22 protein-coding genes are annotated in these 25,246 nt (G+C 49.4%); 18 read left to right on the top strand and 4 right to left on the bottom strand.

Annotated features, from left to right (window positions below):
- Positions 1-19 precede the first annotated feature (19 nt).
- The 15 genes from WH45_RS11400 (at position 20) to WH45_RS11330 (ending at position 16,518) form a co-directional block, all read left to right on the top strand.
- Positions 20-391 (top strand): DnaJ family domain-containing protein, encoded by a 372-nt coding sequence (locus WH45_RS11400; protein WP_046214439.1) that lies wholly within the window; start codon positions 20-22, stop codon positions 389-391.
- Between the two features lie 86 nt (positions 392-477).
- Complete coding sequence (gene hrpB, locus WH45_RS11395) at positions 478-3,060, top strand: ATP-dependent helicase HrpB (RefSeq protein ID WP_046214438.1); 2,583 nt, start codon at positions 478-480, stop codon at positions 3,058-3,060.
- 142 nt (positions 3,061-3,202) lie between these two features.
- A complete protein-coding gene (locus tag WH45_RS11390) occupies positions 3,203-3,934 on the top strand; it encodes a general stress protein (protein WP_046214437.1) in 732 nt (243 codons plus the stop codon).
- A 288-nt stretch (positions 3,935-4,222) separates the two neighbouring features.
- Positions 4,223-4,438, top strand: coding sequence for a hypothetical protein (locus tag WH45_RS11385; protein ID WP_046214436.1), 216 nt, complete (start codon positions 4,223-4,225; stop codon positions 4,436-4,438).
- 33 nt (positions 4,439-4,471) lie between these two features.
- On the top strand, positions 4,472-5,629 hold the full coding sequence (locus WH45_RS11380) for an acyltransferase (RefSeq protein WP_046214435.1): 1,158 nt from the start codon (positions 4,472-4,474) through the stop codon (positions 5,627-5,629).
- A gap of 152 nt (positions 5,630-5,781) precedes the next feature.
- Positions 5,782-6,144: a helix-turn-helix transcriptional regulator gene (locus WH45_RS11375; protein WP_046214434.1), complete on the top strand. Its 363-nt coding sequence runs from the start codon at positions 5,782-5,784 to the stop codon at positions 6,142-6,144.
- A gap of 281 nt (positions 6,145-6,425) precedes the next feature.
- Positions 6,426-7,433, top strand: a complete 1,008-nt coding sequence (locus WH45_RS11370) for a Gfo/Idh/MocA family protein (RefSeq protein ID WP_046214433.1) — start codon at positions 6,426-6,428, stop codon at positions 7,431-7,433.
- A 227-nt stretch (positions 7,434-7,660) separates the two neighbouring features.
- Positions 7,661-8,662, top strand: a complete 1,002-nt coding sequence (locus tag WH45_RS11365; RefSeq protein WP_046214432.1) for an aldose 1-epimerase — start codon at positions 7,661-7,663, stop codon at positions 8,660-8,662.
- A gap of 279 nt (positions 8,663-8,941) precedes the next feature.
- On the top strand, positions 8,942-9,646 hold the full coding sequence (locus WH45_RS11360; protein ID WP_046214431.1) for a metal ABC transporter ATP-binding protein: 705 nt from the start codon (positions 8,942-8,944) through the stop codon (positions 9,644-9,646).
- Positions 9,592-10,512, top strand: a complete 921-nt coding sequence (locus WH45_RS11355) for a metal ABC transporter permease (protein WP_046214430.1) — start codon at positions 9,592-9,594, stop codon at positions 10,510-10,512. Before WH45_RS11360 ends, WH45_RS11355 begins: the two co-directional genes overlap by 55 nt.
- Before the next feature lie 41 nt (positions 10,513-10,553).
- The gene (locus WH45_RS11350; protein WP_046214429.1) at positions 10,554-11,582 is read left to right on the top strand and encodes a metal ABC transporter substrate-binding protein; all 1,029 of its coding nucleotides are present in this window, start codon (positions 10,554-10,556) and stop codon (positions 11,580-11,582) included.
- 446 nt (positions 11,583-12,028) lie between these two features.
- Entirely contained in the window at positions 12,029-12,937 is a 909-nt protein-coding gene (locus WH45_RS11345) for a TetR/AcrR family transcriptional regulator (protein WP_046214428.1), read from the top strand.
- Positions 12,930-14,405: an MDR family MFS transporter gene (locus WH45_RS11340; RefSeq protein WP_046214427.1), complete on the top strand. Its 1,476-nt coding sequence runs from the start codon at positions 12,930-12,932 to the stop codon at positions 14,403-14,405. The genes WH45_RS11345 and WH45_RS11340 overlap by 8 nt, the downstream gene beginning before the upstream one ends.
- A gap of 374 nt (positions 14,406-14,779) precedes the next feature.
- Entirely contained in the window at positions 14,780-15,928 is a 1,149-nt protein-coding gene (locus WH45_RS11335; protein ID WP_046214426.1) for an NADH-dependent flavin oxidoreductase, read from the top strand.
- Positions 15,929-16,074: 146 nt separating this feature from the next.
- Positions 16,075-16,518, top strand: a complete 444-nt coding sequence (locus WH45_RS11330; RefSeq protein WP_046214425.1) for a hypothetical protein — start codon at positions 16,075-16,077, stop codon at positions 16,516-16,518.
- A gap of 119 nt (positions 16,519-16,637) precedes the next feature.
- Here WH45_RS11330 and WH45_RS11325 read toward each other — a convergent pair whose 3' ends face one another.
- Entirely contained in the window at positions 16,638-18,314 is a 1,677-nt protein-coding gene (locus tag WH45_RS11325; protein WP_046214424.1) for an esterase/lipase family protein, read from the bottom strand.
- A 245-nt stretch (positions 18,315-18,559) separates the two neighbouring features.
- Here WH45_RS11325 and WH45_RS11320 point away from each other — a divergent pair, with 245 nt between their 5' ends.
- A complete protein-coding gene (locus WH45_RS11320) occupies positions 18,560-19,774 on the top strand; it encodes an MFS transporter (protein ID WP_046214423.1) in 1,215 nt (404 codons plus the stop codon).
- Positions 19,775-20,079: 305 nt separating this feature from the next.
- On the opposite strand, the gene WH45_RS11315 is transcribed toward WH45_RS11320, so the two are convergent.
- Positions 20,080-20,802: an AAA family ATPase gene (locus WH45_RS11315; protein WP_046214422.1), complete on the bottom strand. Its 723-nt coding sequence runs from the start codon at positions 20,800-20,802 to the stop codon at positions 20,080-20,082.
- A 337-nt stretch (positions 20,803-21,139) separates the two neighbouring features.
- Here WH45_RS11315 and WH45_RS11310 point away from each other — a divergent pair, with 337 nt between their 5' ends.
- On the top strand, positions 21,140-22,750 hold the full coding sequence (locus WH45_RS11310) for a catalase (RefSeq protein ID WP_046214421.1): 1,611 nt from the start codon (positions 21,140-21,142) through the stop codon (positions 22,748-22,750).
- A gap of 232 nt (positions 22,751-22,982) precedes the next feature.
- Here the strand turns inward: WH45_RS11310 and WH45_RS11305 are convergent, their stop codons facing one another.
- Together WH45_RS11305 and WH45_RS11300 are read right to left on the bottom strand one after the other, a co-directional pair.
- Positions 22,983-24,086 (bottom strand): DUF4179 domain-containing protein, encoded by a 1,104-nt coding sequence (locus WH45_RS11305; RefSeq protein ID WP_046214420.1) that lies wholly within the window; start codon positions 24,084-24,086, stop codon positions 22,983-22,985.
- Positions 24,070-24,624, bottom strand: a complete 555-nt coding sequence (locus WH45_RS11300) for an RNA polymerase sigma factor (RefSeq protein ID WP_052723736.1) — start codon at positions 24,622-24,624, stop codon at positions 24,070-24,072. Before WH45_RS11300 ends, WH45_RS11305 begins: the two co-directional genes overlap by 17 nt.
- A 268-nt stretch (positions 24,625-24,892) precedes the next feature.
- Here WH45_RS11300 and WH45_RS23760 point away from each other — a divergent pair, with 268 nt between their 5' ends.
- A complete protein-coding gene (locus WH45_RS23760) occupies positions 24,893-25,045 on the top strand; it encodes a hypothetical protein (RefSeq protein ID WP_200897678.1) in 153 nt (50 codons plus the stop codon).
- Positions 25,046-25,246 lie beyond the last annotated feature (201 nt).

Here is a 25,246-nt window from a genome sequence, read left to right as displayed (position 1 = left end):
GCCGAGAGGAGATGGAGATATGCTATCCTGGTTAGCAGATCAGATGATTGAAGAAGCGATGCAAAAAGGAGAATTCGACGATCTGCCCGGCAAAGGCAAACCGCTGGAGCTGGAAGATCTGTCTCATGTGCCCGAGGAACTGCGGGCTGCCTATAAAATTATGAAAAATGCGGGCATTATGCCGGAGGAATTGACTCTCCGTCAGGAAATGCTCACACTGACCGATCTGATTGCGGCTTGTCAGCATGATGGCGAGCGGCAGGAGCTGCGGAGGAAGCTGGATGAGAAGACGCTTCGCCTGAATATGCTCACCGCGCAAAATGGATGGTCGGATAATCCATCCTATGGACGTTATGAGAGCAAAATCCGCAAGCGTCTGACCGGACGGTAATTCGACCAATTTATAGATGTGGATTTATAAATGCTGTTTCGCTTGACACAACTGTTTTTCACCTTGTTGATCGGAAAGGAACTCCAATGCTGAATGAATCTGTACACTTACCGGTGGATGATCTGATCCCCGATTTGAAATATGCGCTGGCACAGTCCGGTTCTGCGGTATTGACTGCAGAACCGGGAGCCGGCAAAACGACGCGTCTACCGCTGGCACTGCGGCATGAACCCTGGCTGGAAGGCCGCCGCATCATTATGCTGGAGCCAAGACGCCTGGCAGCCATCTCGGCTGCACGGTATATGGCGGCTGCGCTGGGAGAACGGGTCGGAGAGACAGTCGGTTACCGCGTCGCTCTGGATACACGTGTAGGTCCGCGTACGTTGATTGAAGTGGTGACTGAAGGAGTGCTGACACGTATGCTTCAGCATGACCCCTCACTGGAACAGGCGGGACTGCTGATTTTTGATGAATTTCATGAGCGTAATCTGCATGCGGATCTCGGACTTGCTTTCGCACTGGAAAGCAGGTCCCTTTTGCGTGAAGATCTGAAAATACTGATTATGTCCGCGACGATGGACCCGGAGCCGGTAACCTCACTGCTCGGCGGTGCACCTGTTCTGTCCAGCGCTGGCCGAAGCTACCCGGTAGAAACGATCCATGAAGAAGGGGAATCCGCCTATACGCTGTATCGCCGTGCTCCCGGAAGAATGGAGCAGAAAGTGGCATCTGCTGTATTCCGGGCGCTGCATCGTCATGAAGGCCACGCGCTGGTATTCCTGCCGGGTGTGCGGGAGATTCGGCGCGTATACGACGAACTGCTAAAAAGCGGTGATCCGCTGCTCAGGCAAACAGACATCGTCATGCTGCACGGCGGACTGAAGCCGGAACAGCAGGATCTGGCGGTCAAGCCGGGACCCGCCGATCGCCGCAAAATTGTACTGGCTACCTCGCTCGCCGAATCGAGTGTCACGGTGGATGGTGTCAATATCGTTATCGATAGCGGTCTGATGCGTACGAGACTATTCTCGGCGCGTACAGGTATGGAGCGGATGGAGACGCTGCGGGTATCGGTGGATGCGGCAGACCAGCGCCGAGGCCGGGCGGGACGGCAGCGTCCCGGTGTCTGTTACCGAATGTGGAGTAGAGAAGAGCATCAGCGGCTGGCAGCAGCCCGTACTCCCGAGATTATGCAGAGTGATCTGGCCCCGCTGGCACTGGAAGTCGCTTCCTGGGGAACTTCGGTGCAGGAACTGAGCTGGCTGGATCAACCGCCGACAGCTTCCTATGATCATGCGGTTGAACTACTGAAGCAGCTGGAAGGACTTCATCCGGACGGGCGAATTACCGGACACGGTCGCCGTCTGGCACGGCTGGGTACGCATCCTCGTCTTGGTCACATGATTCTGCGGGCTGCGCATTGGAAGATGGAGCGAGAAGCATGTGAACTGGCTGCTCTGCTGCAGGAACGGGATATACTGTCCCCGGCAGCTGCCGGTATTGATCTGATACACAGGATGGAAGCATTACAGGGCAAAGGCAGTTATACTGCAGACCATCATACAATTGGACGGATCAGGGAGTGGGCAGACCGTTTTCATAGTCAGCTGGGCCAACTGCTGCAGAATGATCGTACTGCTCGTTCTGTGGAGCAAGAAAAGAGTCCGTCTGCTGAAAATATCGGCTATCAGCGAAATGATGATTGGCTGGGTGCACTTCTGTCTCTGGCGTATCCGGATCGGATTGCCAAAGCCCGGGGGGATGGTAAATTCCTGCTTCGTCTGGGGCGGGGCGCTTCTATCCCAGCCAGCCGCGGACGTACGGAATATCTGGCAGCTGCCGCTTATCTGGTCGCTGCCGAGCTGGATGATAACGGCAGTGAGAGCAGGATTCTGCTGGCTGCCGGCATCCGGGAACAGACGATCCGCCAGATTCATGGTGATCACATCCAGACTGTTCAGGAAGTGACTTATGAGGCAGAGCGGGAATCCGTATCTGCACGTAAAATCACGCGGCTGGGAGCGATTGAGCTGCTTGCAGTCAATGATCCATCACCTTCCGCAGAAGCTGTACAGCAGGCGCTGCTGGAAGCTATTCGTGAACAAGGGCTTGCAGCGCTCCAGTGGTCACGTCCGGCCAACCAGCTGCGTCAGCGGATGGGATTTATGCATCGGGTTGATCCTGACTATCCATCTGCAGAGGAGCAGCAGCTTCTGGAGGAAGCGGACGAATGGCTGCTGCCTTATTTACAGGGAATGCGGCGCCTGTCGGAAGTGAGAAAGCTGAATCCGGCCGAACTGCTGGCGAACCGTCTCACCTGGGAGCAGAAGCAGAAAATGGACCAGCTCGTTCCTACTCATATTCAGGTGCCGAGCGGGTCGCGTATTCCGGTCGATTATACAGATCCGGATCGTCCGTCGATCGCCGTACGTCTGCAGGAGATGTTTGGCTGTACCTCCACACCGCTGATTGGCGGGAGGGTGCCGCTGACGATCCAACTGCTCTCTCCGGCGAGCCGACCGGTTCAGGTGACCAATGATCTGGAGAGCTTCTGGCAGAATGCCTATTTTGAAGTGAAAAAGGATCTCAAAGGACGCTATCCAAAGCATTACTGGCCGGATAATCCGCTGGAAGCCCAGGCGACGAGCCGGGTCAAACCGCGCCAGTAGATGCTTACATGCTGGGCGGACGTTTGAACGAATCCCTGTACGGGTAAGTATAGACAGGACCACATGTACAGTTATGTACCATCTTGGAAGTTACAACATCTTCACGAAGGCTTGCATAAGCCAACAATAGGAGGTAACAATCATGGATAAGAAAATTGTGGGTGTATTCGAAACGGAACGCGAAGCATCTAAAGCGATAGAAGACCTGAAAGCCAAGGGATTTACTACAGATGAAATCTCGGTCATTACCAAGGATAAAGAAGACATGCGTAGCATTACGGATGAAACAGATACCAAAGCGCCGGAAGGCGTCGCTACAGGTGCTACTACTGGTGGTATCCTGGGCGGCACAGCAGGCTTACTCGCTGGATTGGGCGCACTGGCTATTCCGGGTATTGGACCGATTCTGGCAGCCGGACCAATTGCAGCGACGATCACCGGAGCGGCAGTAGGCGCAGGTGCAGGCGGTCTTGTAGGCGGTCTGGTCGGCATGGGAATTCCGGAAGATGAAGCGAACGAGTACGAAGGCTATGTTAATGAAGGCAAGATTCTGGTACTGGTAGATGAAGATGACCGTTATGATCATGCTTATGGCGTATTCCGGAATAATCGTTCCCTGAACGAATCCAGATACCGTACACATGATAGCGGACAGATGATCGATTCTACGGCTACCGGCACAGGGATGAATGCTTCCACGGGAACATCCAACCTTGACAATATGTCCCAAACAGGACAAAAAGAAACACGTACCGAAGATGATCCAAACGCGTCGGAAGTGCGCAGCGATGTCACTCCAAAAGACACTAATAATGACAGTCAGGGATCCGATAACAAATTGACTTCCTACTCGAATGGCGGATACGGTGTCTAAATAAAGCCGTATGACCCAGGCGAAATATACCAGTGAACCCAATAAATGATGCAGCAAAACAGACAGGTTAATTGCTTGTCATACGCAGCCATGACGCTTAAAATAGGCTCATCTTCGGTAAACTTCTACCGAAGGTGGGCCTTTCGTCATATTTCTACCGGTTTCGCTATAATCTTTGGGTAAGATTTGCGGATTAGGTTATAAATGCCCTATCCGATTTAAAGGATTGGCGTTATACTGGCAGTGAAGGTATGATATCTTCAAACTATGGATAAGGAGGTGATACGGATGCAAGCTCAACTTATGTTTAATCACCAGGCGTCAGGCTCTGCCAAGGAAAAGAAAAAGATACGCCGTGAGTGGATTAAAAAGCTGCGTAATGAACTGCGTATGCCAGGTTCATCTTCACAGAATCCAAAACAACAGGGCTCTCAGATTCCAGCACCGCCAGCCATGTCAAATACAGGTGACTGGAATGATGAAATGGTAATGATGTGTAAATAATCATGCAGTTGTTATGATGATCGGGAGAGCAGTATGATACAAAAACAAAGACTTGGAGAAATTGAGATTTTGCGTGGCATGGCTTTTGCCGCCGTTGTGCTGCAGCACTCGATCGCTCATTACTCCGTCGTGCCTGAAGTGACGGCGGGAGATGGTGTAAGGCTCACATTGATGCTCTTAGCGGCCAAATTTGCGGTACCGGCCTTTATTTTTATCACTGGGCTGGTGCTTTTTTATAACTATGACGGGGTGATATCCTACAGCTCTTTTATCCGCAAACGGTTTAAAGATATTATTGTGCCCTATTTATTATGGTCACTGCTTTATGCCGGGCTGAATGGAACCTATGCCAGACCGGTTATAGAATGGCTGCCGGATGTTACCCGGTACTGGTATACTGGCAAGTCCAGCTACCATCTCTGGTATATCGTGATGATCATACCGATGTATCTGCTGTTTCCTTTTCTGCGTACAATCGTGCGCAAAGCAGTGCAATGGACAAGTGACCGGCGATATGGAATACTGATTTTGCCGGGTGTACTGTTTGCGGGTTATGAGCTGATTTTGTTGCTGCGTCCATGGTTATCCGAGCTGGCGCAAGCCTGGCAGATTCCGGTGCTCATGCCGTACTTTACAACCTATGCGGACCGTAATATTGTGTACTATCTGTACTATTTCTTGCTGGGCGCACTGGCCGGCTTACATATCAATACTTTCCTGGATACGCTGCGACGGGTAAAGTTCCCGGTCGTGCTGCTATGCGGGTTATTTGTAGTGTATTATACAGGTCTGGTGATGGGCGGGTATCCACTGGATGCTACCTATGGCAGACGATTTATTGGTCTTACGCTGCTGCAGCCGCTGATGGCTGTGTTCCTTACGGCCTCCGTGCTGCTGGTCTATCAGCTTGCCCTGAGCATTACGAAGTCAGGCGGCGACAGACATCGTCAGTTCTGGATTACGATCAGTCGTTATTCCTACGGGGGTTATCTGGCACATGCCCTGATGCTCAGAATTACGTATGAACTCGATGATTGGATCATGGCAGGCTGGGATGTGACGATACGCACCCTAATTACGGCTGTCATTACGCTCGGTCTGTCCGTACTGCTGACCTATTTGCTGACCCGTATCCCCTATGGGGTATGGTTGACCGGGATTCCATACAAGAAAGTCCAAAAACAAGCCTGATCCAGCCAAAGACCTGTTCGTTTCTGAACAGGTCTTTTTGTCGGTGCTGCTTAACTTTTCAAAGTAGTGAAAGTTTCATATAATAGAACAAGTGGAATAATTTGTTCCACAGCGTTGCATGCACAGGCAATTAGGGAAAGGAGCAGAGTGATATGGCATTTATGATCGCCCAGCGCGCCTTTATTAAATTATATCTGATCACCATGGTGGAAGAGCATCGCGGCTACGGATACGAGATGCTGGAGAACATGAAGGAACGGTTTAAATCATTCGGCTATTCTCCACCGCAGAGCGAGATTTATCGGGCACTGCATGAACTGGTGCATGAAGGTATTTTTTACCGGACCAAGCAGTTAAAAGGTAACGATCCCAAGGTTGATTTCCAGGAGATTGTTATTTACCATTTTACGGATGATGGACGCGAGAAAGCCAAACTATACAAAAAGCAGGTCAAAACCGATCTCGATCGCTGCATCGGTATGCTGACCAAAGCCGAAGCGGATAACTATAACTGACAGGCTGCTTGACTATATTGGAACAGCCTGCAGATGGTTCATCGGCCTGTAGGGATCACTCGAACGAACCGAACAGGTGCGGGTGACCCCTATCCGGTCCGCCGGCAGTGCCGGATATGTATTTTACTTTTACTGGAAAACAAGGTGACCTGACAGGATGCACTCTATATAATAGAAAGAAGTCTAATCTTCTGCAGAAGCGGAAAAGGATGCCATTCGGGATAGAGGCTTGTCCCAAGGCAGGCAAAACCGCATCTGAAGCGAAGGGAAGGGATACAGCCATGACTGAACGTAAATTGAAGTGGGGCATTATCAGTACTGCAGAAATTGCTGTAAGCGCCATCATACCTGCCATCAAAGAATCCCGGCGTAATGAAGTACTGGCAATCTCCAGCCGTGATGCCGAGGTGGCAAGACATGTGGCAGACCACTGCGAGATTCCCAGATCTTACGGAAGCTATGAAGCGCTGCTGACAGATAGCGATATCGATGCTGTCTATATTCCGTTACCCAATCATCTTCACAAGGAATGGACGATCAAGGCTGCAGAAGCAGGCAAGCATGTATTGTGTGAAAAGCCAGCCGCCCTGGAAGCAGCCGATGCGGCCGAGATGGTAGACCGCTGCCGTAAGGCAGGCGTGACTTTTGCAGAAGGATTTATGTACCGTTATCATCCCAAGCATGACCGGGTCAGGGAAATTATCCAGTCGGGAGAAATCGGAGTGCTGCGCAGCATGCATGGGCGTTTTACTTCAAGCAATGCCGATGATCTTGACAATGTCCGCTATCAGCGGGCGATGGGTGGAGGTTCCCTGTATGATCTCGGCGTCTATCCCGTATCCGCTGCCCGCATGTATTTTGGAGCCGAGCCGACAGCCGTTACTGTTCATGCGATGTTCTCGGCCAAGCATGATCATGTGGATATGATGGCATCGGGTCTGATGGAGTTTCCAGATGCGAGGTCAGCTACATTTGAGTGCGGGATGTGGGCCTATTCCAGCTGCGCGCTGGAAATCATCGGGACAAAAGGAAGAATCAAGCTTCCTTATGCTTTTCGTCGTGACGATATTCATGGGGAACCGCAGATTACTATTTATACGGATGAAGGCAAACGGGACGAATACATTGAGCCCGCCAATCATTTCGCGCTTCAGATGGATGCTTTTGCAGCTTCGGTACTGGATCGAACGCCATTGCCCTACAGCCCTGAGGATGCGGTGCGTAATACGCGGGTAATTGCTGCCTGTTTGGAATCGGCCCGTAAAGGTGAAAAAGTACGTATCGTCTAAATGAAATGAACAGCACCGGGGAGATTCAGTCCTGTGTCTTCCCGGCAGTCTGTTTTCTTTTGGCGGATGGTTGAAAATATGCTACACTCATTAATAGTTGGCTTATATATTAATTAGTAAGCAAAATCATTAACGTTAGCTGCAACCTGCATAGACAGGATATCCCATTACATAACGAATTTTCTGCCTATGCCATTTTGATTTGATCAGAAAAGGAGACTTTAATTATGTCCAATCATTCCAGTGCTTATGAACAACCTTATCAGGGAGAGCCGGCAGTATGGCTGAAATATGGTCCGTATGAAGCTGCTGTACTGCCAGGAGTAGGAGCGAATCTGATCGCTTACCGTGATACTGTCAAAGGATATAACTTCCTGCGTGAACCGGAGCAGGGTGAAATGGACGAGTTCCGTGCCAGCCCGGGAACTCATGGTATTCCGGTATTGTTCCCACCGAACCGTTATGAAGACGGTACATTTACATGGAACGGCAGACGATACAGCTTCCCTATTAATGAAGAAGCGACCAACAACCATCTGCACGGGTTCTTGCATACGATTGTATGGGAAGTGGATTCCTATGATGCCAACGAGTTCTACAGTACGGTCTGCCTGAGTGTGAGTATTGATGATTCGCATCCGGTCTACCAATACTGGCCGCATCAGTTTACGGTGAAACTGCAGTATACATTGTCCGAAGACGGACTGCAGCAGCAGGTTACGGTACGCAACGAAGGCAATGATCCGATGCCGATGATGCTGGCATTCCATACGGCACTGAATGCGCCGTTTGCACCGGACAGCACAGCGGATGATATGACGTTCCGTGCCACCTACGGTCAGCGCCGCCAGATGACCGAGCGTATGCTGCCGACAGGCGAATTCCAGCCGCTCTCTGACTGGGAAGAACAGCTCAAGGCAGAAGGAGCCAACCCATACGGTGAAGTGATGGATAACCATTATACAGCTGCACCGCAAAATGGCCGCAACTATGCAGAGATTATCGACAGCCGTCTGGGTGAGAAGCTGGTATATGACGTAGGAACAGGGTACAAGCACTGGATGATCTGGAACAGCGAAGCTTCCGGCGCCTTCCTCTGTCCGGAGCCGCAGACCAATCTGGTCAATGCACCAAATGTGGACCTGCCGGATGAAGAAAAAGGATTCTTTAGTCTGAAGCAGGGCGAGATTTGGGAAGAGACTTCCCGACTGTATCTGATCCAGAAATAATGTGACAGGCAAGGATAGGCATACCGTTCAACCGCACATGGCAAAGTATGCATGCAAATAAACGGCAATACACAGGCACGGCACACGCTGCGGGTTAATAATCTGTAGAGGTGCCGTGCTTCTTTGCTTGCCAAAAGGATGGAACTGCTGATCAGGTGGGGTGACGATCCAGATCGTAATTATTTTGGATAAACGTATTGACAATGCTGACATACGAGGAGTAAAGTAAGTCAGGTGGTATTCGTAACGGTTACGATAAGAACGGAAGGAGGGCTAATCTTGTTATTGGCTTCCATGCAGGATATAGTGTTTGGTTATGACCGGGAACCGGTAGTGAATCGGTTGTCGATGGAAATATACAGTAATGAATTTATGGCACTCAGCGGGCCCAATGGTGCTGCCAAGACGACATCATTAAAGCTGCTGCTCGGCATATTGAAGCCTTGGAGCGGACGGGTACAGATTAATCGTAATGAAAAAGGAAAGCGTCCGGTGATCGGCTATGTGCCCCAGCAGGTCGCTTCATTCAATAGCGGTTTTCCCAGCACGGTCTATGAACTGGTGCGCTCGGGATGTTATATGAGACTCGGTTTGTTCAAGCGTTTTGGCGAGAAGCAGGAGGCGCTGGTGCACTCCTCCCTCGAAGCGGTAGGCATGTGGGAACTGCGTGACCGCAAAATTGGCGAGCTGTCCGGCGGGCAGAAGCAGCGTGTATGTATCGCGCGTGCTTTGGCCCAGGAACCGGATGTATTGATTCTGGATGAACCGACGACCGGGATGGATCTGGAGAGCCGCAAAGGATTCTATGAATTGATGCGCCATCATGTAAAACAGCACGGACGGACGGTAGTCATGGTAACCCATGGACTGGAAGAGGCAGAGCCTTATCTGGACCGCATGATCCGTCTGGAACGAGAGGAGGGTGGAGGATGGGCATGTTTGACTACGAGTTCATGCAGCGCGCGTTTTGGGCCGGAGGAATGATTGCTGTCATCGCTCCGCTGCTCGGGATATATCTGGTGCTGCGCAGGCAGATTCTGATGGCGGATACGCTGTCTCACGTCTCGCTGGCCGGTGTGGCAATCGGAGCGATTATGGGCATTAACCCTTCGGTCGGAGGGTTTGTTATTGCGGTAGCCGGAGCGCTCGTCATTGAGCGATTGCGGCAAAATTTCCGCGGATATGGAGAAGTGTCCATCGCCGTTATTATGACTGGCGGCCTCGCCCTGGCGCTGGTGCTCATGAGTATGGATTCCGGGCTGAACCGCAGCTTCAGCTCCTATCTGTTTGGTTCGATCGTGGCTGTCAGCTCTACCCAGCTGTGGATTATCGGTACGGTCTTTGCACTCGTGCTGATCTACTGGGCAGCGATGAGACGGCCGCTGTACAATATTACTTTTGATGAAGAAACGGCGCAGATCGGTGGCACCCGTGTGCGCTGGCTGTCCCAGACCTTCTCGGTACTGACCGGGATGACCGTAGCTGCAGCGATGCCGATTGTCGGTGTACTGCTGGTGTCCGCATTGATGGCACTGCCTGCTGCACTGGCACTTCGTTTCGCGAGAGGATTTACCTCTGCACTGATCATGGCTGTCAGTATCGGTCTGCTCGGCATGTTCGGTGGACTCACGACTTCCTATTATGTCAATACGCCGCCGGGAGCGACAGTAGCGTTGCTGCTGCTGGCTTTCCTGCTGATCGGCATGGGCATTCAGCGTATTGTCTATCGTATTCGCCGGGATAAAGACCCCGGTTATGTGGTCGATGTGGACAGCCGCCGTTTCTGGCAGCGCCAGAGCCGCAGTTCACAGCAGAGCAATGTCAAAACAGAAGTACTGAACAAAAACTAATATAACCACTTAATCACGGAGTGGGGAGGAGAAGTATGGAAATGAAATGGAACAAAGGTAAATTGTTGGCTCTGCCGGCAGTAATCGTTCTGGGAATGAGCACGGTGCTGGCAGGATGCGGTGACAGCAGCCCATCCACATCCGGTACAACTCCGGGACAAGGCAGTACAGACAAACTTCAGATTGTCACCAGTTTCTATCCAATGCAGGAATTCACCTCCAAGGTCGCCGGCGATCTGGCGGATGTGCAGGTACTGGTTCCGCCGGGAACCGAGCCGCATGACTGGGAACCTACTCCACAGGATATTGCCAAAATCACCGAAGCCGACATGGTCGTCTATAATGGAGCCGGCCTCGAATCATGGATGACCCAGGTACAGGATGCTGTAGGCACCAGCGGCCCCAAAATGGTAGAAGCAAGCAAAAGCGTACAGGTGATGGACGGTTACAGTGAAGAAGAAGAGCATGCAGGCGAAGCGGAAGCCCATGCGGGTGAAGAGGCTCATGATCATGCTGCAGAAGAAGGACATGATCACGATCATGGCGGTATGGACCCGCATGTATGGCTGTCTCCGATGCAGGCTCAGACCGAAGTGCGCAATATCGAGACTGCACTGAGCGAGCTGGCTCCTGATCATGCGGCCGACTTCAAGAAAAATGCCGATACCTATCTGGCCGAACTGAAAAAGCTGGACGAAGATTACAAAACCGATCTGTCCAATACGAAACGCAAAGACTTTATTACCCAGCACACTGCGTTTGGCTATCTGGCACGTGATTACGGGCTGACTCAGGTAGGAATCAGTGGACTGTCTCCCGAAGAAGAGCCAACAGCTGCCAAAATGGCGGAAGTGGTTGATTTTGCCAAGCAGAACAATGTAAAAACGATCTTCTTCGAAACGCTGGTCTCCTCCAAAGTGGCTGATACCATCGCGAACGAAGTCGGTGCCCAGACGGCCGTACTGAATCCGCTGGAAGGACTGACCAGTGAGCAGACGGCTGCCGGAGAAGATTATATCTCCGTTATGCGCGAGAATCTGGCTGCACTGAAAAAGGCACTGAACGAGTAAACTTGAGCTATTCAAGCATTCGGGTAATCAGGATATTGCCTGTTCTCAAGCAGGCTGCCGATCCAAACGGATTGCTCATAATATCACAATAATATGTATTCAGGGCACCCTTACCTTTGGTGGTACAGGGTGCTTTTTGATATGGTGCAGTAATAGACGGATAGCAGATTAATGAATAATACGAAGTAGAGAGGTTAATAAATAAAAGCGCATATCTGAATGAAAAGGAGCCGAGCAGCAGTGGCTATCGATAAATGAAGAGAAAATTATCCGCTCTGGCAGATCGGAAAAGAATATATACATTTATTACATTGTATACATATTTTTGTTAGGACAACGATTGACTTTGTAAATAAGTTCATATAAAATAGTAAGTAAGAACTGACGGGTTTCCTGAGTACCATCAGGTTTCATGGGGTATATTAGAAAATAGGAGATGTACGATTATGGCAGAGGACCGGAAGAAAACGATCCTGTATGCAGGGAGCCAGTTATTCGCAGAGAAAGGATATTTTGCGACGACTGTTCAGGATATTGCCGAGCAATGCAATATGTCCAAGGCTTCCATTTATAAATTATTTCAGTCCAAAGAGGACATACTGCTTCAGATCGTAAGCACATTGCATGAGGAGATTGTACAGGCGAGCAGTGCACTTCATTTTGAAGATAATGTGCCACCGCGGGATCAGCTGGTACAGAAGCTGGTTGTTCAGCTGCGTGAATTTATAGTGAGACACGACTTTTTTATTAACCTGAACCAGAACGTACCGATGGAGCTGGGCAGCCAGATTCGTACGGTAATGCTCAGTTTCAAGCGCACGATGATTAACTGGCAGAAGGAAGCGCTTGTTCAGGCATTTGGCACAGAGGTTGAGCCAATTGTGTGGGATCTGGCGGTCTGTATGCAGGGGATGATGAGAGAGTTTGTATTTCTGTCTCATGTCGACCGCAAGACCATACTGGATCTGGAAGCACTGGCTGGCTTTATCGTGGACAGCATGGAGGCCATCATTCAGCAGCGGATGGGCAAGACTCCTGTACTGGATGCGGAGCTGGCCGCCCATCTGAACCTGTATGATCCGGAAGTGGGGCGCCGATACTTTGGAGAGAGTGAATGGCGTAAGTCCGTACGTGAACTGACGCTGGCCATTCATCAGCGTTCCCCGGAAAATATCCGGGCAGATCTGCTGGCTGCTGTCGAACGACTGGATGCCGAGCGCAGAAAGAAAGTGCCGCAGGCATTTATGATTGATGCACTGATCGCCTATCTCCGGCAGCGTGAAGAACTGAGTGAAGAGGTCTCCTACCTTCAACATGTCTATTTTGCAAATTGGGAGGAAGAGAAACATGGGTAATGCTGTAGCACAACAGCCACAACCGAAAGTAAATGTAAAACTCATTGTCGGCATTATGCTGGCCGGCGCGTTTGTGGCGATTCTGAACCAGACTCTGCTGGTGACGGCGCTGCCGCATATTATGCGTGATTTGAATATTGATGCCACAGCCGCACAATGGCTGACCACAATCTTTATGCTGGTCAACGGGATCATGATCCCGGTCACCGCTTATTTAATTGATAAGTTCAACACGAGAGCACTGTTTATTACATCCATCGGATTGTTTGCACTCGGTACGCTGATCGCAGCGATCTCGCCGAACTTTGGCACACTGCTCGTCGGGCGGGTTGTACAGGCTGCCGGAGCAGGGATTATTATGCCGCTGATGCAGACGGTATTTCTGATTATTTTCCCCAAAGAAAGCCGCGGAGCAGCGATGGGTATGATCGGTCTGGTCATTTCCTTTGCGCCGGCGATTGGTCCGACACTGTCCGGGTGGATCGTCGACACGTTCTCCTGGCGTGATCTGTTTTATATTATTTTGCCGATTGCCCTGATTGACCTGGTGATTGCAATATTTGCACTCAAAAATGTAGGTCAGCTGCGTGATCCGAAGCTGGATATTCCATCGGTCATGTTGTCTACGCTGGGATTCGGTGGACTGCTGTACGGATTCAGTACCGCTTCCAAAGGCTGGGGTGATCCGGTCGTGATCGTGACGATCGCCGTCGGTGTCATCAGTCTGATTCTGTTTGTAACACGCCAGTTCAAATTGAAGCAGCCGCTGCTGGAGTTCCGTGTATTCCAGAACCGCCTGTTTACCATTTCCATGATTATTACGGTTATTGTCTTTACAGCGATGATCGGTGCGTCGACACTGCTTCCGCTCTATATCCAGAATGCACGCCATCTGACTGCGATGCAGTCCGGTCTGATTGTACTGCCGGGTGCGATTCTAATGGGCATTATGTCGCCGATCACCGGACGGATATTTGATAAATTCGGTGCCAAGCGCATCGGGGTGATCGGTCTGCTGTTGCTGACCATCGGTACAATTCCATTCGCTTTCCTGACGGATCAGACACCGGTTCCGTTTATCGTGGCGATGTTCGCTCTGCGGATGTTCGGTCTGTCGATGGTCATGATGCCGGTAACGACAGCCGGCCTGAATCAGCTGCCGGTGCATCTGCTGTCTCACGCTTCAGCGATGAACAATACCCTGCGGCAGGTAGGCGGATCGATCGGTACAGCGGTGCTGATCACCATATTCACCAATGCGTCCATCTCGGCGGCCTCTTCCGGCCAGAATGCGGATCTGTCATTGATCCATGGTACGAATATGGCCTTCCTGGTCGCTTCGGCGCTGTCCGTACTCGCGCTGATCATGATGTTCTTCCTCAAGGAACCTCCGCGTGTGGATGTTCAGAAGAAAGAGCAGGCGGCAGAAGCTGCCGGTCAGAAGAGCAAGCCGGTCTCGCAGTCCTGAGAAGGTAATATAACAGGCTAAACACTCCAAGCCTTTCGAAATGCGGATTGCTTTACTGCAGGAACGAAGTCGATCATGCCGCAATTTATAGGTTACAAAATATATAACATCAGCGTTTGAAAACAGGTTCCACTGGCTAAAGGTTAACGTATAACCATGCCAGAGGGAGCCTGTTTTTGCATGAATTTGGATAACAATAAAACGGGTAAACACAGGACGGATCAGCCGAATTTCAAAAAAATAAAGAACATTTATAAAATAACTTGTGAAAAATATAATTGTTTACTATAATATATATTGTTACTTTTAATAAGAGCTTTTGGTGTATACCATACGCTTCGCAAACCAACACATATAGATAGGAGAGAGAAATCTTGAATCCAAAATATAATGCTTTGTTCGAACCGTTTGAACTGAATGAAGGTATTCAGCTGAAAAACCGTCTGGTACTGGCACCGATGACTCACTCCTCTTCCAACCCGGATGAGACTGTATCCGATGCAGAGCTGGAATACTATGCAAGCCGTACAACCGGTGTAGGTCTGGCGATTACTGCTGTTGCTCACGTGACTCCAGGTGGAAAAGGCTTTGCCAACCAGTTCCGTGCAGTGGGTGAGGAGTTCACGCCAGGACTGACTCGTCTGGCAGAAACACTGAAAAAGAACGGTGCCAAAGCGGTACTGCAAATTTTCCATGCGGGTCGTCTGGCTCCGCCTGAACTGGTCAATAACGATGTAGCTGCACCAAGCGCAGTGCCAAGCGAGCGTGGTGATGGTGGTCAGGGTCCAACTCCACGTGAGCTGACCGGGCAGGAAATCGAAGACATTATCAAGGATTTTGGTAAAGCAACCGCCAACGCGATTGCAGCAGGCTTTGACGGCGTGGAGATCCACGGTGCCAACGGCTACCTGATCCAGCAGTTCTTCTCCCCGCACTCCAACCGTCGTGAAGACAAATGGGGCGGTGATGTGCACCAGCGTCTGGCATTCCCGCTGGCTGTTGTGGATGAAGTGCAGCGTGTCGTCAAAGAACAAGCCAAAGGTCCGTTCATCGTTGGCTACCGCTTCTCGCCGGAAGAGCCGGAAACTCCGGGAATCACAATGGCAGATACACTGGTACTGATCGATGCACTGGCTGACAAAAACCTCAGCTACCTGCACACTTCCCTGATGGAATACACTTCCGTACCACGCCGTGGTGTAGAAGATACACGCTCCCGTCTGGAAATCATCCAGGAACGCGTAGGTGCCAAAGTGCCGGTTATCGGCGTTGGTTCCGTGAAGACTCCTGATGATGCAGCTGCTGTACTGGCAACAGGCGCTCCACTGGTCGCACTGGGCCGTCAGCTGATCGTAGATCCAGCATGGGTGGAGAAAGTAGAATCCGGCCGCGAGGACGAGATTCTGTATACACTTAGCAAAAATGATCAAAAAGCGCTGACCCTGCCGGATCCGCTGTGGAACATGGTAATTAACGTTCCTGGCTGGTTCCCTATCGTGGAAGCGGAACAGTCTGCGAAGTAATATGCTTTGAATCTAACACCCCGGCATGTACGCAGACGCGGAAGCCGGGGTGTTTTACATATACAGGGCAGGCAGCAGCAGGCTGACCGTCCACAAAGGAAACAGATGTACAGGAACACGGAATAGGCTACAAAGAGAGGGATATAATGTCATTGTCCAGTTATGAGCGAATGCAGCAGAAGCTGGCTTACAGTAAAATTAAACGATATGCAGATCAACTCCAGGGCATAACCGGAGTAGTCATTATGGACCGGCAGACCATCGATACATCATGGCACGAGCAGATGCTGCGCAGCATTCACCGTTATGAACAGCGGCCTGCTCCTACAGCGGTACTACCGTATCCGGCAGATGCGGACTTTGCCCATATCTGGGTGAAAAGCCTGCTGCAGGAAGCTGGTGTGCAGAAAGTTATTCAGCCTGTAGACGATACTTTTTGGCTGAGTATGACGATTATAGATAAGGATCTGTTTTTGAACAGTCTGTGGGAAGGTCAGGGAAACCGTGATGTTACGCTAATGATGTTCCGTCCGGACCGGCTGATTGTGTTTAGCGATAATGAGTATGAACTGGAGTATTTTCATATATGAAATTCTGAACATTAAACAGCCTGTATATGCTGAACTTCAGCATAACAGGCTGTTTGTGTCGCTTATGGTATGCATGATGCAGTGGATCTTTTTATTCCGTTAGTCGATGGTAAAAGGGATTAATTCTGCTGGGAATAGGTACGACCCTGTGCATCCACATAGACAGATTTGATCAGTGTGCGTTTGTAAGGCGTTCCGCTGGCGGTTTTGCCTTCCACATCAGTCGTGATCACATAGTTGGAAGCCTGTCCGGGAGCCGGTGCTTTGACGCTTTCTTTTACACTGTCAGCAGAGAGGGAGCGGCGGCTTTCGGTTGGTGCAGCCAGACGATTGCCCTGTGCATCGTAATATTCGACTTTGTAAGTGAGAGCTGTCTGCTCGGTATCCAGCCCATGTGTATTCACCGTCATATCGAGCGACTTGCCGGAGAAATGAGCATCCAGGCGTGCCTTCTCCGCTCCTGGAGCATAGATGGCAGTCATTAGATAAGCGCCGGATTGGCTGCTCACTGCTTCGATTGTCCACTCACCGGCTTCCGGACGTTTCAGTTCGGTTACCTGATGATAAGCGCCTTTGAAAATTTCTTCATCCCGGTCGGAACTGACTTTTACATGACGAACCTTACCCTGAGGAGAAACCAGACGCAGCTCAGCGATCGGCTGATCGGTGATCCAGTCGAGGGTAATGGATTTTACGTTGTCTTCTACGGTCAGTGTCTCGGTCGCTGTGCCGCTATATTCACCACCGCGCACATAATATTGTCCATAATTGGGCGATCCTGTGGACGCTGCTGGCGAAGATTGCAGTGATGGCTGCGAGGAAGCGGTCATATTGCTCGCAAACATAGCTGCCGGAATATCTGCGGATGGTTGGGTATAGACATCTCCGTATACGCTGGTGCCTACCGAAGCCGGAGCCAATGCAGCTGCCCGTGCACCAGCTGTACCGATATAGGATTTGAACAGATCAAAGGTGTAGGAACCGGTGCGTACCGTAGCATGATTCCACGGTCCCATCTGTACCAGTGTGCTGTTCGGACGCAGTGCACTATCGGTTGTGACGACACCATCATTGCTGCCGAATAGTGCCAGATAGGCACCGCCGAAGCTGTAGGAGGACTTGCCGGAACCCGACCATTTGTTGCCGCTGAGTGTATAGAACGGCACTTTATTCACATCCGGGTCTTTGGCCATTTCCGAGCGGAAATATTCCATATTGGAAGTCTGAAGAGAGTTGGTGCCTGGACTCTGGGAGCCGACCAGATCCGCCAGCCATCCAGCCCAGCTGCTATAGGCCAGATCGGCCAGCTGTGAGCCATGATGCGGCGTACTGAGCGTGATGACGCGGTTGACATACGGATAAGCGTTATAGCGGACCAGCGCGGATTCGGTATCGACGCCGCCTTTGCTATGGGCAACAATTACGATCTTTTTGCCAAAGTGCTGGCTGATTTCCTTGATCTTGGCGGCGAGCAGTTCGCCATCTTTCCACATGTCTTCCGGTGTGCCGGAAATATCATACATGTTGATAAAAGCGGTCTGGTAGCCATTGTTGTAGGCATACTCATACATATCGTTGTTGTCGTACCAGACTTTGGCCTGGCTGGTCAGACCGTGTACAAACAGAATGACCGGCTTGTCTGCCGATACATTCGCTGGCGTCTGGCCGGCTGCCCAGGCTCCCGGTGAAGCAGCTACCGCCGGAGTGGCAGGAGCCATAAAGGCCTGGGATGGAAAGGCCGGTGCAGCCAAACCTGTAATGAGTGCACACACCAGCAGTTTACTTTTGATGGACATGATATTCCTCCTTGATATGTAATAAATGGAAATATTTTTCCCTTTCTTAATGTAGTGGGAAAATATTAAAGCTGTTACTTATTTTTGTAATTATTTTGTTTAGCTATACAGGACGAATAAATTAAATTTTAACAATTTGAAAATAATGTGAGGTAAATTTCCACGATTTGAGTATAATAAAAACCGTAGCATCTAAAAGTATGTTCAAAAAAGTACAAGCGAATCAGAAAGAAGGGGTCTATAACATGAGCAAGATGGAATTACTCCAGAATCCCAAGCAGCGGAAACTGCTGTTCAGTGCGGGATTCAGCTGGATGTTCGATGCGATGGAAGTGGGGATGATTTCCTTTATCGCTGCGGCACTGGCAAAGAGCTGGAGTCTGAGTCCGCAGGAGGTAGGTTATCTGACGAGTATCAACTCGGTCGGGATGGCAGTCGGCGCAGTGGCTGCCGGTTATCTGGCAGACCGCTACGGGCGCAAGTCGATTCTGCTGTGGACGCTGCTGATCTTCTCGATCGCGAGCGGATTGTCCGCGCTGGCGACAGGATTTGGCGTACTGCTGGCACTCCGGTTTATCGCCGGCTTTGGCCTGGGAGGCGAGCTGCCGGTAGCTTCCACACTCGTATCGGAATCGGTTGCTGTCAAGGATCGCGGACGTGCAGTCGTGCTGCTGGAGAGCTTCTGGGCATTTGGCTGGATTATCTCGGCTGTGGTCGCGTATTTTGTCATCGCCCGTTACGGGTGGCAGTGGGGATTCGTGATCGGTGCTTTACCCGCATTGTATGCGCTGTATCTACGCCGTGCGATTGAGGATTCACCGCGATTTGTCAAAGGGGGTGCCGGTCGTCAGGCATCCTTTAGAAATGGACTACGGGAAATATGGAGCAGTCCGTACCGCCGTACGACGCTGATGGCCTGGATTCTCTGGTTTATGGTGGTGTTCTCGTATTATGGGATGTTCCTCTGGCTGCCGTCAGTAATGGGACTGAAGGGCTTTACGCTGATCAAAAGTTTTGAGTATGTGCTGATCATGACGCTGGCCCAGCTGCCGGGTTATTTTACAGCGGCTTACTTTATCGAGAAATTTGGCCGCAAATTCGTGCTGGTCGTCTATCTGGTGCTGACCGCAGTCAGTGCCATCTGGTTTGGCTACGCTACCAGCGAGCTGTCGCTGATTCTCGCAGGGGTCTGTCTGTCCTTCTTTAATCTGGGCGCATGGGGCGGATTGTATGCCTATACGCCGGAGCTGTATCCGACACGGGTGCGCTCGACAGGTACCGGAATGGCGGCAGGATTTGGACGGATCGGCGGGGTAATTGCGCCATTTATGGTAGGGATGCTCGTCGGTGATGGTGTACCGGTGAGCACAATCTTTACGATTTTCTTCGTAGCGATCCTGATCGGGGCGGCGGCTGTTCTGTTCCTCGGCAAGGAAACCAAAGGACTGGAACTCGAATAACTGGCCTGGCCTTGCTTGGGAAAAGAATGATTGGCTGGTGCGGTCTGGATTGATTCGGCTATTATAGGAACAATAAAGCTCTCTTTACAGTGAAGCTGAATTCGGGTATTGATGCATCAAAGGATAATCAGCATAATATAAAAAACGCTGCAGTCATAAGGCTGCAGCGTTTTTTTTGTACTGTAATGAAGCAGGGGAGATTCATCTCATCTATCTGGTATAAAAGTATCTGCTTCTCAAAAGTTGATTCCCGCGGGAAGAGTTGTCTGATGATGCAGCCATTCATGCGGGTAATGGAAAATCGACTAATCCTCGAACAATTCGCGCAGCATCGGAGCTGGATTTTCCAGAAAGTGGCGGGTGATCTGGTAGTGATCCGTGTCCTGGTAATCGATCCGGCGCAGTGTCTCCTGATCAAAGCTGATAATATCCGCTTCCGGATAGCCCATCAGAATCGGCGAATGGGTCGCAATAATGAACTGTGAGCGCGGCGTCAGCTCATGGAGAATCCGCAGTAGGGAGAGCTGTCTGGCAGGAGAAAGTGCCGCCTCCGGCTCATCCAGCAGGTAGATTGCCGACTCGCGGATACTGGTAAACTTGTGTTTGAATAGATTCAGAAAGGATTCACCATGCGACTGCTGATGCAGCGACTTGCCGCCATAATATTTATAATTAGTCGTGTCCGTCTCATCGATGTGATTGGCGAAATGGTAAAAGGATTCTGCACGCAGGAAAAATCCTTCGGTCAACTTGGGCAGCCAGGAGAGCCGGATATGGTCACCCAGCGCAGCTTCAGCCGATTTGACCTCATACGTATTCTGCCGCGAACCACCAGCAGTATGGAATCCGCACTGGTAGGCGATGGCTTCCAGCAGGGTAGATTTTCCTGAACCGTTCTCACCGACGAAGAAAGTGACAGGATTTTTGAGTTCCAGCATATCCATTCGTTCGATCAATGGCAGGGAGAAGGGATATATGCTGTAGTCTTCGATATTTTCTTTTAATAATGTAACCCGGCGCAGATACATGTTGATCCACCTTTCGATATTAGAATACAGCTGTTACCAATCAGGATACAGAATTGTCTGGTAACGCAGAGAGAGGGAGCGTTTGCTTCGGCCCTTGTTATGCCCAGTATAAGATAGACAAAATGGGAAAGTAAAATGCTACTGTACCTTATGTTTGTTCACAAATTGGACAAAATTATGAAATCGGTTCACTTTTTGGGTCAAAAGTGTTTTATAATGAGTGAAAGCAGGTAAAAAAAGGTAATGTGTCCTTATACCGGACGTATCTTTTGTTTTCCTGTGTCATGAAGAATAGGTACTCAGCAAACTTATACTTTCTTGAAAGGCGGAAGATCTTATGGCAGATGAGAACAAGAAGCAACCGCAGTCGAATGATCAAGAAAATACTCAAGAAGAAAATGTAACGCTGACAAATCGGCAGGGCCATCCTGTCACTGACAATCAAAATGTAAGAACAGTAGGGAACCGGGGTCCTGTGACACTGGAGAACTATAATTTTCTTGAAAAAATAACTCACTTCGACCGTGAGCGTGTGCCTGAACGCGTCGTCCACGCACGTGGAGCGGGAGCGCATGGTGTATTCGAAGCTTATGGAACGGTCGGTGATGAGCCGATCGCCAAATATACCCGCGCCAAGCTTTTCCAGGAGAAAGGCAAGCAGACCCCTGTATTTGTCCGCTTCTCCAGCGTTATTCACGGAGGTCATTCTCCGGAGACATTACGTGATCCGCGCGGTTTTGCTACCAAATTCTATACCGAAGACGGTAACTGGGATCTGGTCGGCAACAATCTGAAAATCTTCTTTATCCGTGATCCGCTCAAATTCCCGGATATGGTTCACGCGTTCAAGCCGGACCCGATTACGAATGTGCAGGATATGGAACGTTTCCTTGATTTTATCGCCAATAGTCCGGAGTCTACACATATGATTACATTCCTGTTCTCTCCATGGGGCATTCCGGCGAACTACCGGATGATGCAGGGATCAGGGGTCAATACGTACAAATGGGTGAATGAAGCCGGTGAAGCGGTACTGATCAAGTATCACTGGGAACCGCTGCAGGGCATCCGCAACCTCAAGCAGGAAGAAGCCAATGCGATTCAGGCCCTCGACTTTAACCATGCGACTGTCGATCTGTACGATGCGATTGAGCGCGGTGAATATCCGGAGTGGGAACTGTGTGTGCAGATGATGAGCGACGATTATCATCCGGAGCTGGACTTTGACCCGCTGGATGATACCAAGCTGTGGCCGGAAGATAAGTTCCCGTTCATGAAGGTTGGTAAAATGACGCTTAACCGCAATCCGGAAGACTACTTTACCGAGGTGGAGCAGGTTGCCTTCGGTACAGGTGTACTGGTGGATGGACTGGACTTCTCGGATGATAAAATGCTGCAGGGACGTACATTCTCCTATTCGGATACCCAGCGTCACCGGGTGGGTGCGAACTACCAGCAGCTGCCGATCAATGCGCCGAAGTCCCGCGTTGCCACCAACCTGAGCGGTGGTCAGATGCGTTACAAAACAGACCGTGCACCGGGTCAGAATCCGCATGTGAACTACGAGCCTTCTTCGCTTGGCGGTCTCCAGGAAGCGCCAAAAGCAGGCAAGGATCATGAACCGGAATATTACAATACCCGTCTGATGCGCGAGAAGATCGACCGTCCGAATGATTTTGCACAGGCGGGCGAGACGTATCGCAGCTTTGAAGACTGGGAGCGCGATGAGCTGATCAGCAATCTGGGCAGCAACCTGGCTCAGTGTAACGAAGTGATCCAGGAGAAAGTGCTCGCCAATATTACCCAGGCCGATGAAGATTACGGCAAACGTGTCCGTGAAATGATGGAAAAAGTAATGGCTGATCCGGAAAAAGGTACGCCAATGCACCGTGCTCACAAGGCTGCCAAAAAAGCAGAAGATACAGGACATGAAGCAGGTCCTTATTGACCTTACGTGTATGTAGCTATTAATTGATAATTTCATTAGTGCAATAGCCCCTATCCTGAACTCAGGGTGGGGGCTATTTGTTTGTGCAGTTATGCATATTCGCAATGGCGGAAAGGACCGCTTGGAGCAACCGTAATCATAGCATTTCTGGCATTGATCCACTCTGGCATACCATCACCAAACTTTACTTTGTAAGGGATAGGAATTGAAGTTATATTGTAGGGGGCTTGCTTTATTGATGTTGATTTACAGCTAAAGTGATTTCCAGCTCAGGAATATATTTCACCTGAATATTCCCATGTATATCCGTTTTGTATTTATTGGAATTCTTTTGGTAAAGATACTTAAAAGGCTTGATAGTTACAGCTCGAGGAATCGATTGGAAAGGTTCAAACTTTGTATCTGTAGTTGAGCTATTCCCATCATTCCAACCATAGGCATAAAGAAGTTTTATTTTGTGTCCGTTATCATCCCATAGTTCGTAACCATACTTTTGTTGAGTGTTGTTCATTTTAGTTGGAAGAATGAATTCGGTTACTAAAGTTGTAGTAATAGGTGTAATCGCCAGTGTGTTAACTTTAAATCCAATATTTTTGGTACTTTTTTGGATGGAAGGAGACGTGGTCTGAATGTTATCTGTATTTAATTGAACCGGTACGTCCAGTCTAAGAGGCCTCTGAATGCCTTCAACATGAAGATCAAGGCCTGCATTAAATTGATCGGGAAAAGGAGCTCCTCCCTGGTTTCTCAGATCTCCAAATTCCAGAATCATGGAATTTTGATCGGGACCGGGGAAGGAGAATATACCCGTAGTATGATGATCGGTTGAATAATGGTTTATACTTTTCCCATTGATCGTTATGTCGATGTCTTGAATTTTGTCATTCCAATCTTTATAGGCCTCGGTTTTGCTTCCTTCTATAGCTATAGCGACGCGGGTTCCATCATAAGAGACTGCAGAAGCTTTTATAGTCAGTTCGTTATAGGTATCATTTGTATTAATTTCTGTATACAGTTTTTGCTGATAAGCGATTTTCAGCCCCATGTCTCCTGCCATTTGAAATAGACTGCCTACCACAGGAAGGCCGTGAATAGTAGAAGCTATGGCAGGTGAAGCCATGCTTGATCCCAACAGCAGCGTAACTACAGCCGCAAAGGAACCAAATGCAGTTAAGGCTTTAAACTTCCATGTCTTTTTTACTGTAAAAGGCAATTTTTCCTGGGTATCGTCCAGGTTTTTCATGATCTTGTCTTGCAGATCAACTTCAATTGAAGTATTCAAGATAGAAGTTTGCAGTTCTTTAAGACTTGAATCTGAATCAAAATGAATGCCCATACGTATTCACTCCCCGTTTTTTTTCCTGAATTAACTTTTTGCGAATCCGTTCATACTTCTTGCGAACGGTAGCCGGTTTGATATTCATAATGAAAGCAATCTCTTCATAACTGTATTCTTCAAGCGATCTTAGAAGTACAATCTGTTTTTCCTCTTTTGTCAGTTTATCCAGATATGTATGAACAAGATGTATTGTCGGATTCTGTGCTTGTTCAATTTGTTCCTTTTGATAGGCAAACAGGGTATTCAGATCTTTTTTCTTTTTCTTCAAAACATCAATGCAGGAATTCTGAGCGATTTTATATAACCATGGTGAGAAAGATTGCGTACATTCGAACTTGCCGATATATTTATAGGCTTTTATAAACGTTTCCTGTGTAACATCTTCTGCTTCCTGAAGGTTATACAGGGTGTAGTAACAATATAAAAATATGGGTCTTTGAAAGCGTTCAATGATCAAACTGTAAGTCTGTTTATCACCCTGCTTGATTTTGCTTATGATCTGCGTAAGATCGCTATCGATTTCATTTTCGGTCATATTCCCAACCTCCTTCATTACATACTACTTTCATACAGGTAATTTTGTGACAGCTATATCAAACTTTTTCCGGTGAGTATTAATGATGTATACGCCGGCACTAAAGATGTACAGCGATCATATCCGTATCTGCAGTAAACCATACTTTGTAGAATACAGCTGTTTCGGATTGCGTGTAATGACCATTAACCAAGCAAAAGTTTGATTTCCGCTGCAATTTGTTTAAATAAACGTCATACCGAAAACAAACACAAAGGCGGCGATCCCGATGAAGATTATCATTACACAGGAAGAAGCAGTACAAAAAGGAGTCTGGAATGAAGTTATGCAGATGTTTGGCGTACAAAGTGAAGACGAGACTTATCCGCAGGAACAGTATATCCTCACCGAGGAACAGGCGCGCAAGCTTCAGATTATTTGACGACAGCGACGAACTGAATAAAACACCCAGAGGAATCATTTGCCAGCACCTGGTTTATTGCCGGAATACGTTGCTGCAGATGATTCCTCTTTTTGGCATAATCCGGTTTTGTCGACAGCAATCGTCATGAAATCTACACTTTCTTTTTGAGACCAAATACATTTCAACGGGTAAAACATAGTATAGATAACCAGTTGTTAG

The organism is Paenibacillus wulumuqiensis (assembly GCF_000971965.1).
GTDB lineage: Bacteria > Bacillota > Bacilli > Paenibacillales > Paenibacillaceae > Saccharibacillus > Saccharibacillus wulumuqiensis.
This window is presented reverse-complemented; position numbering and strand designations above follow the sequence as displayed.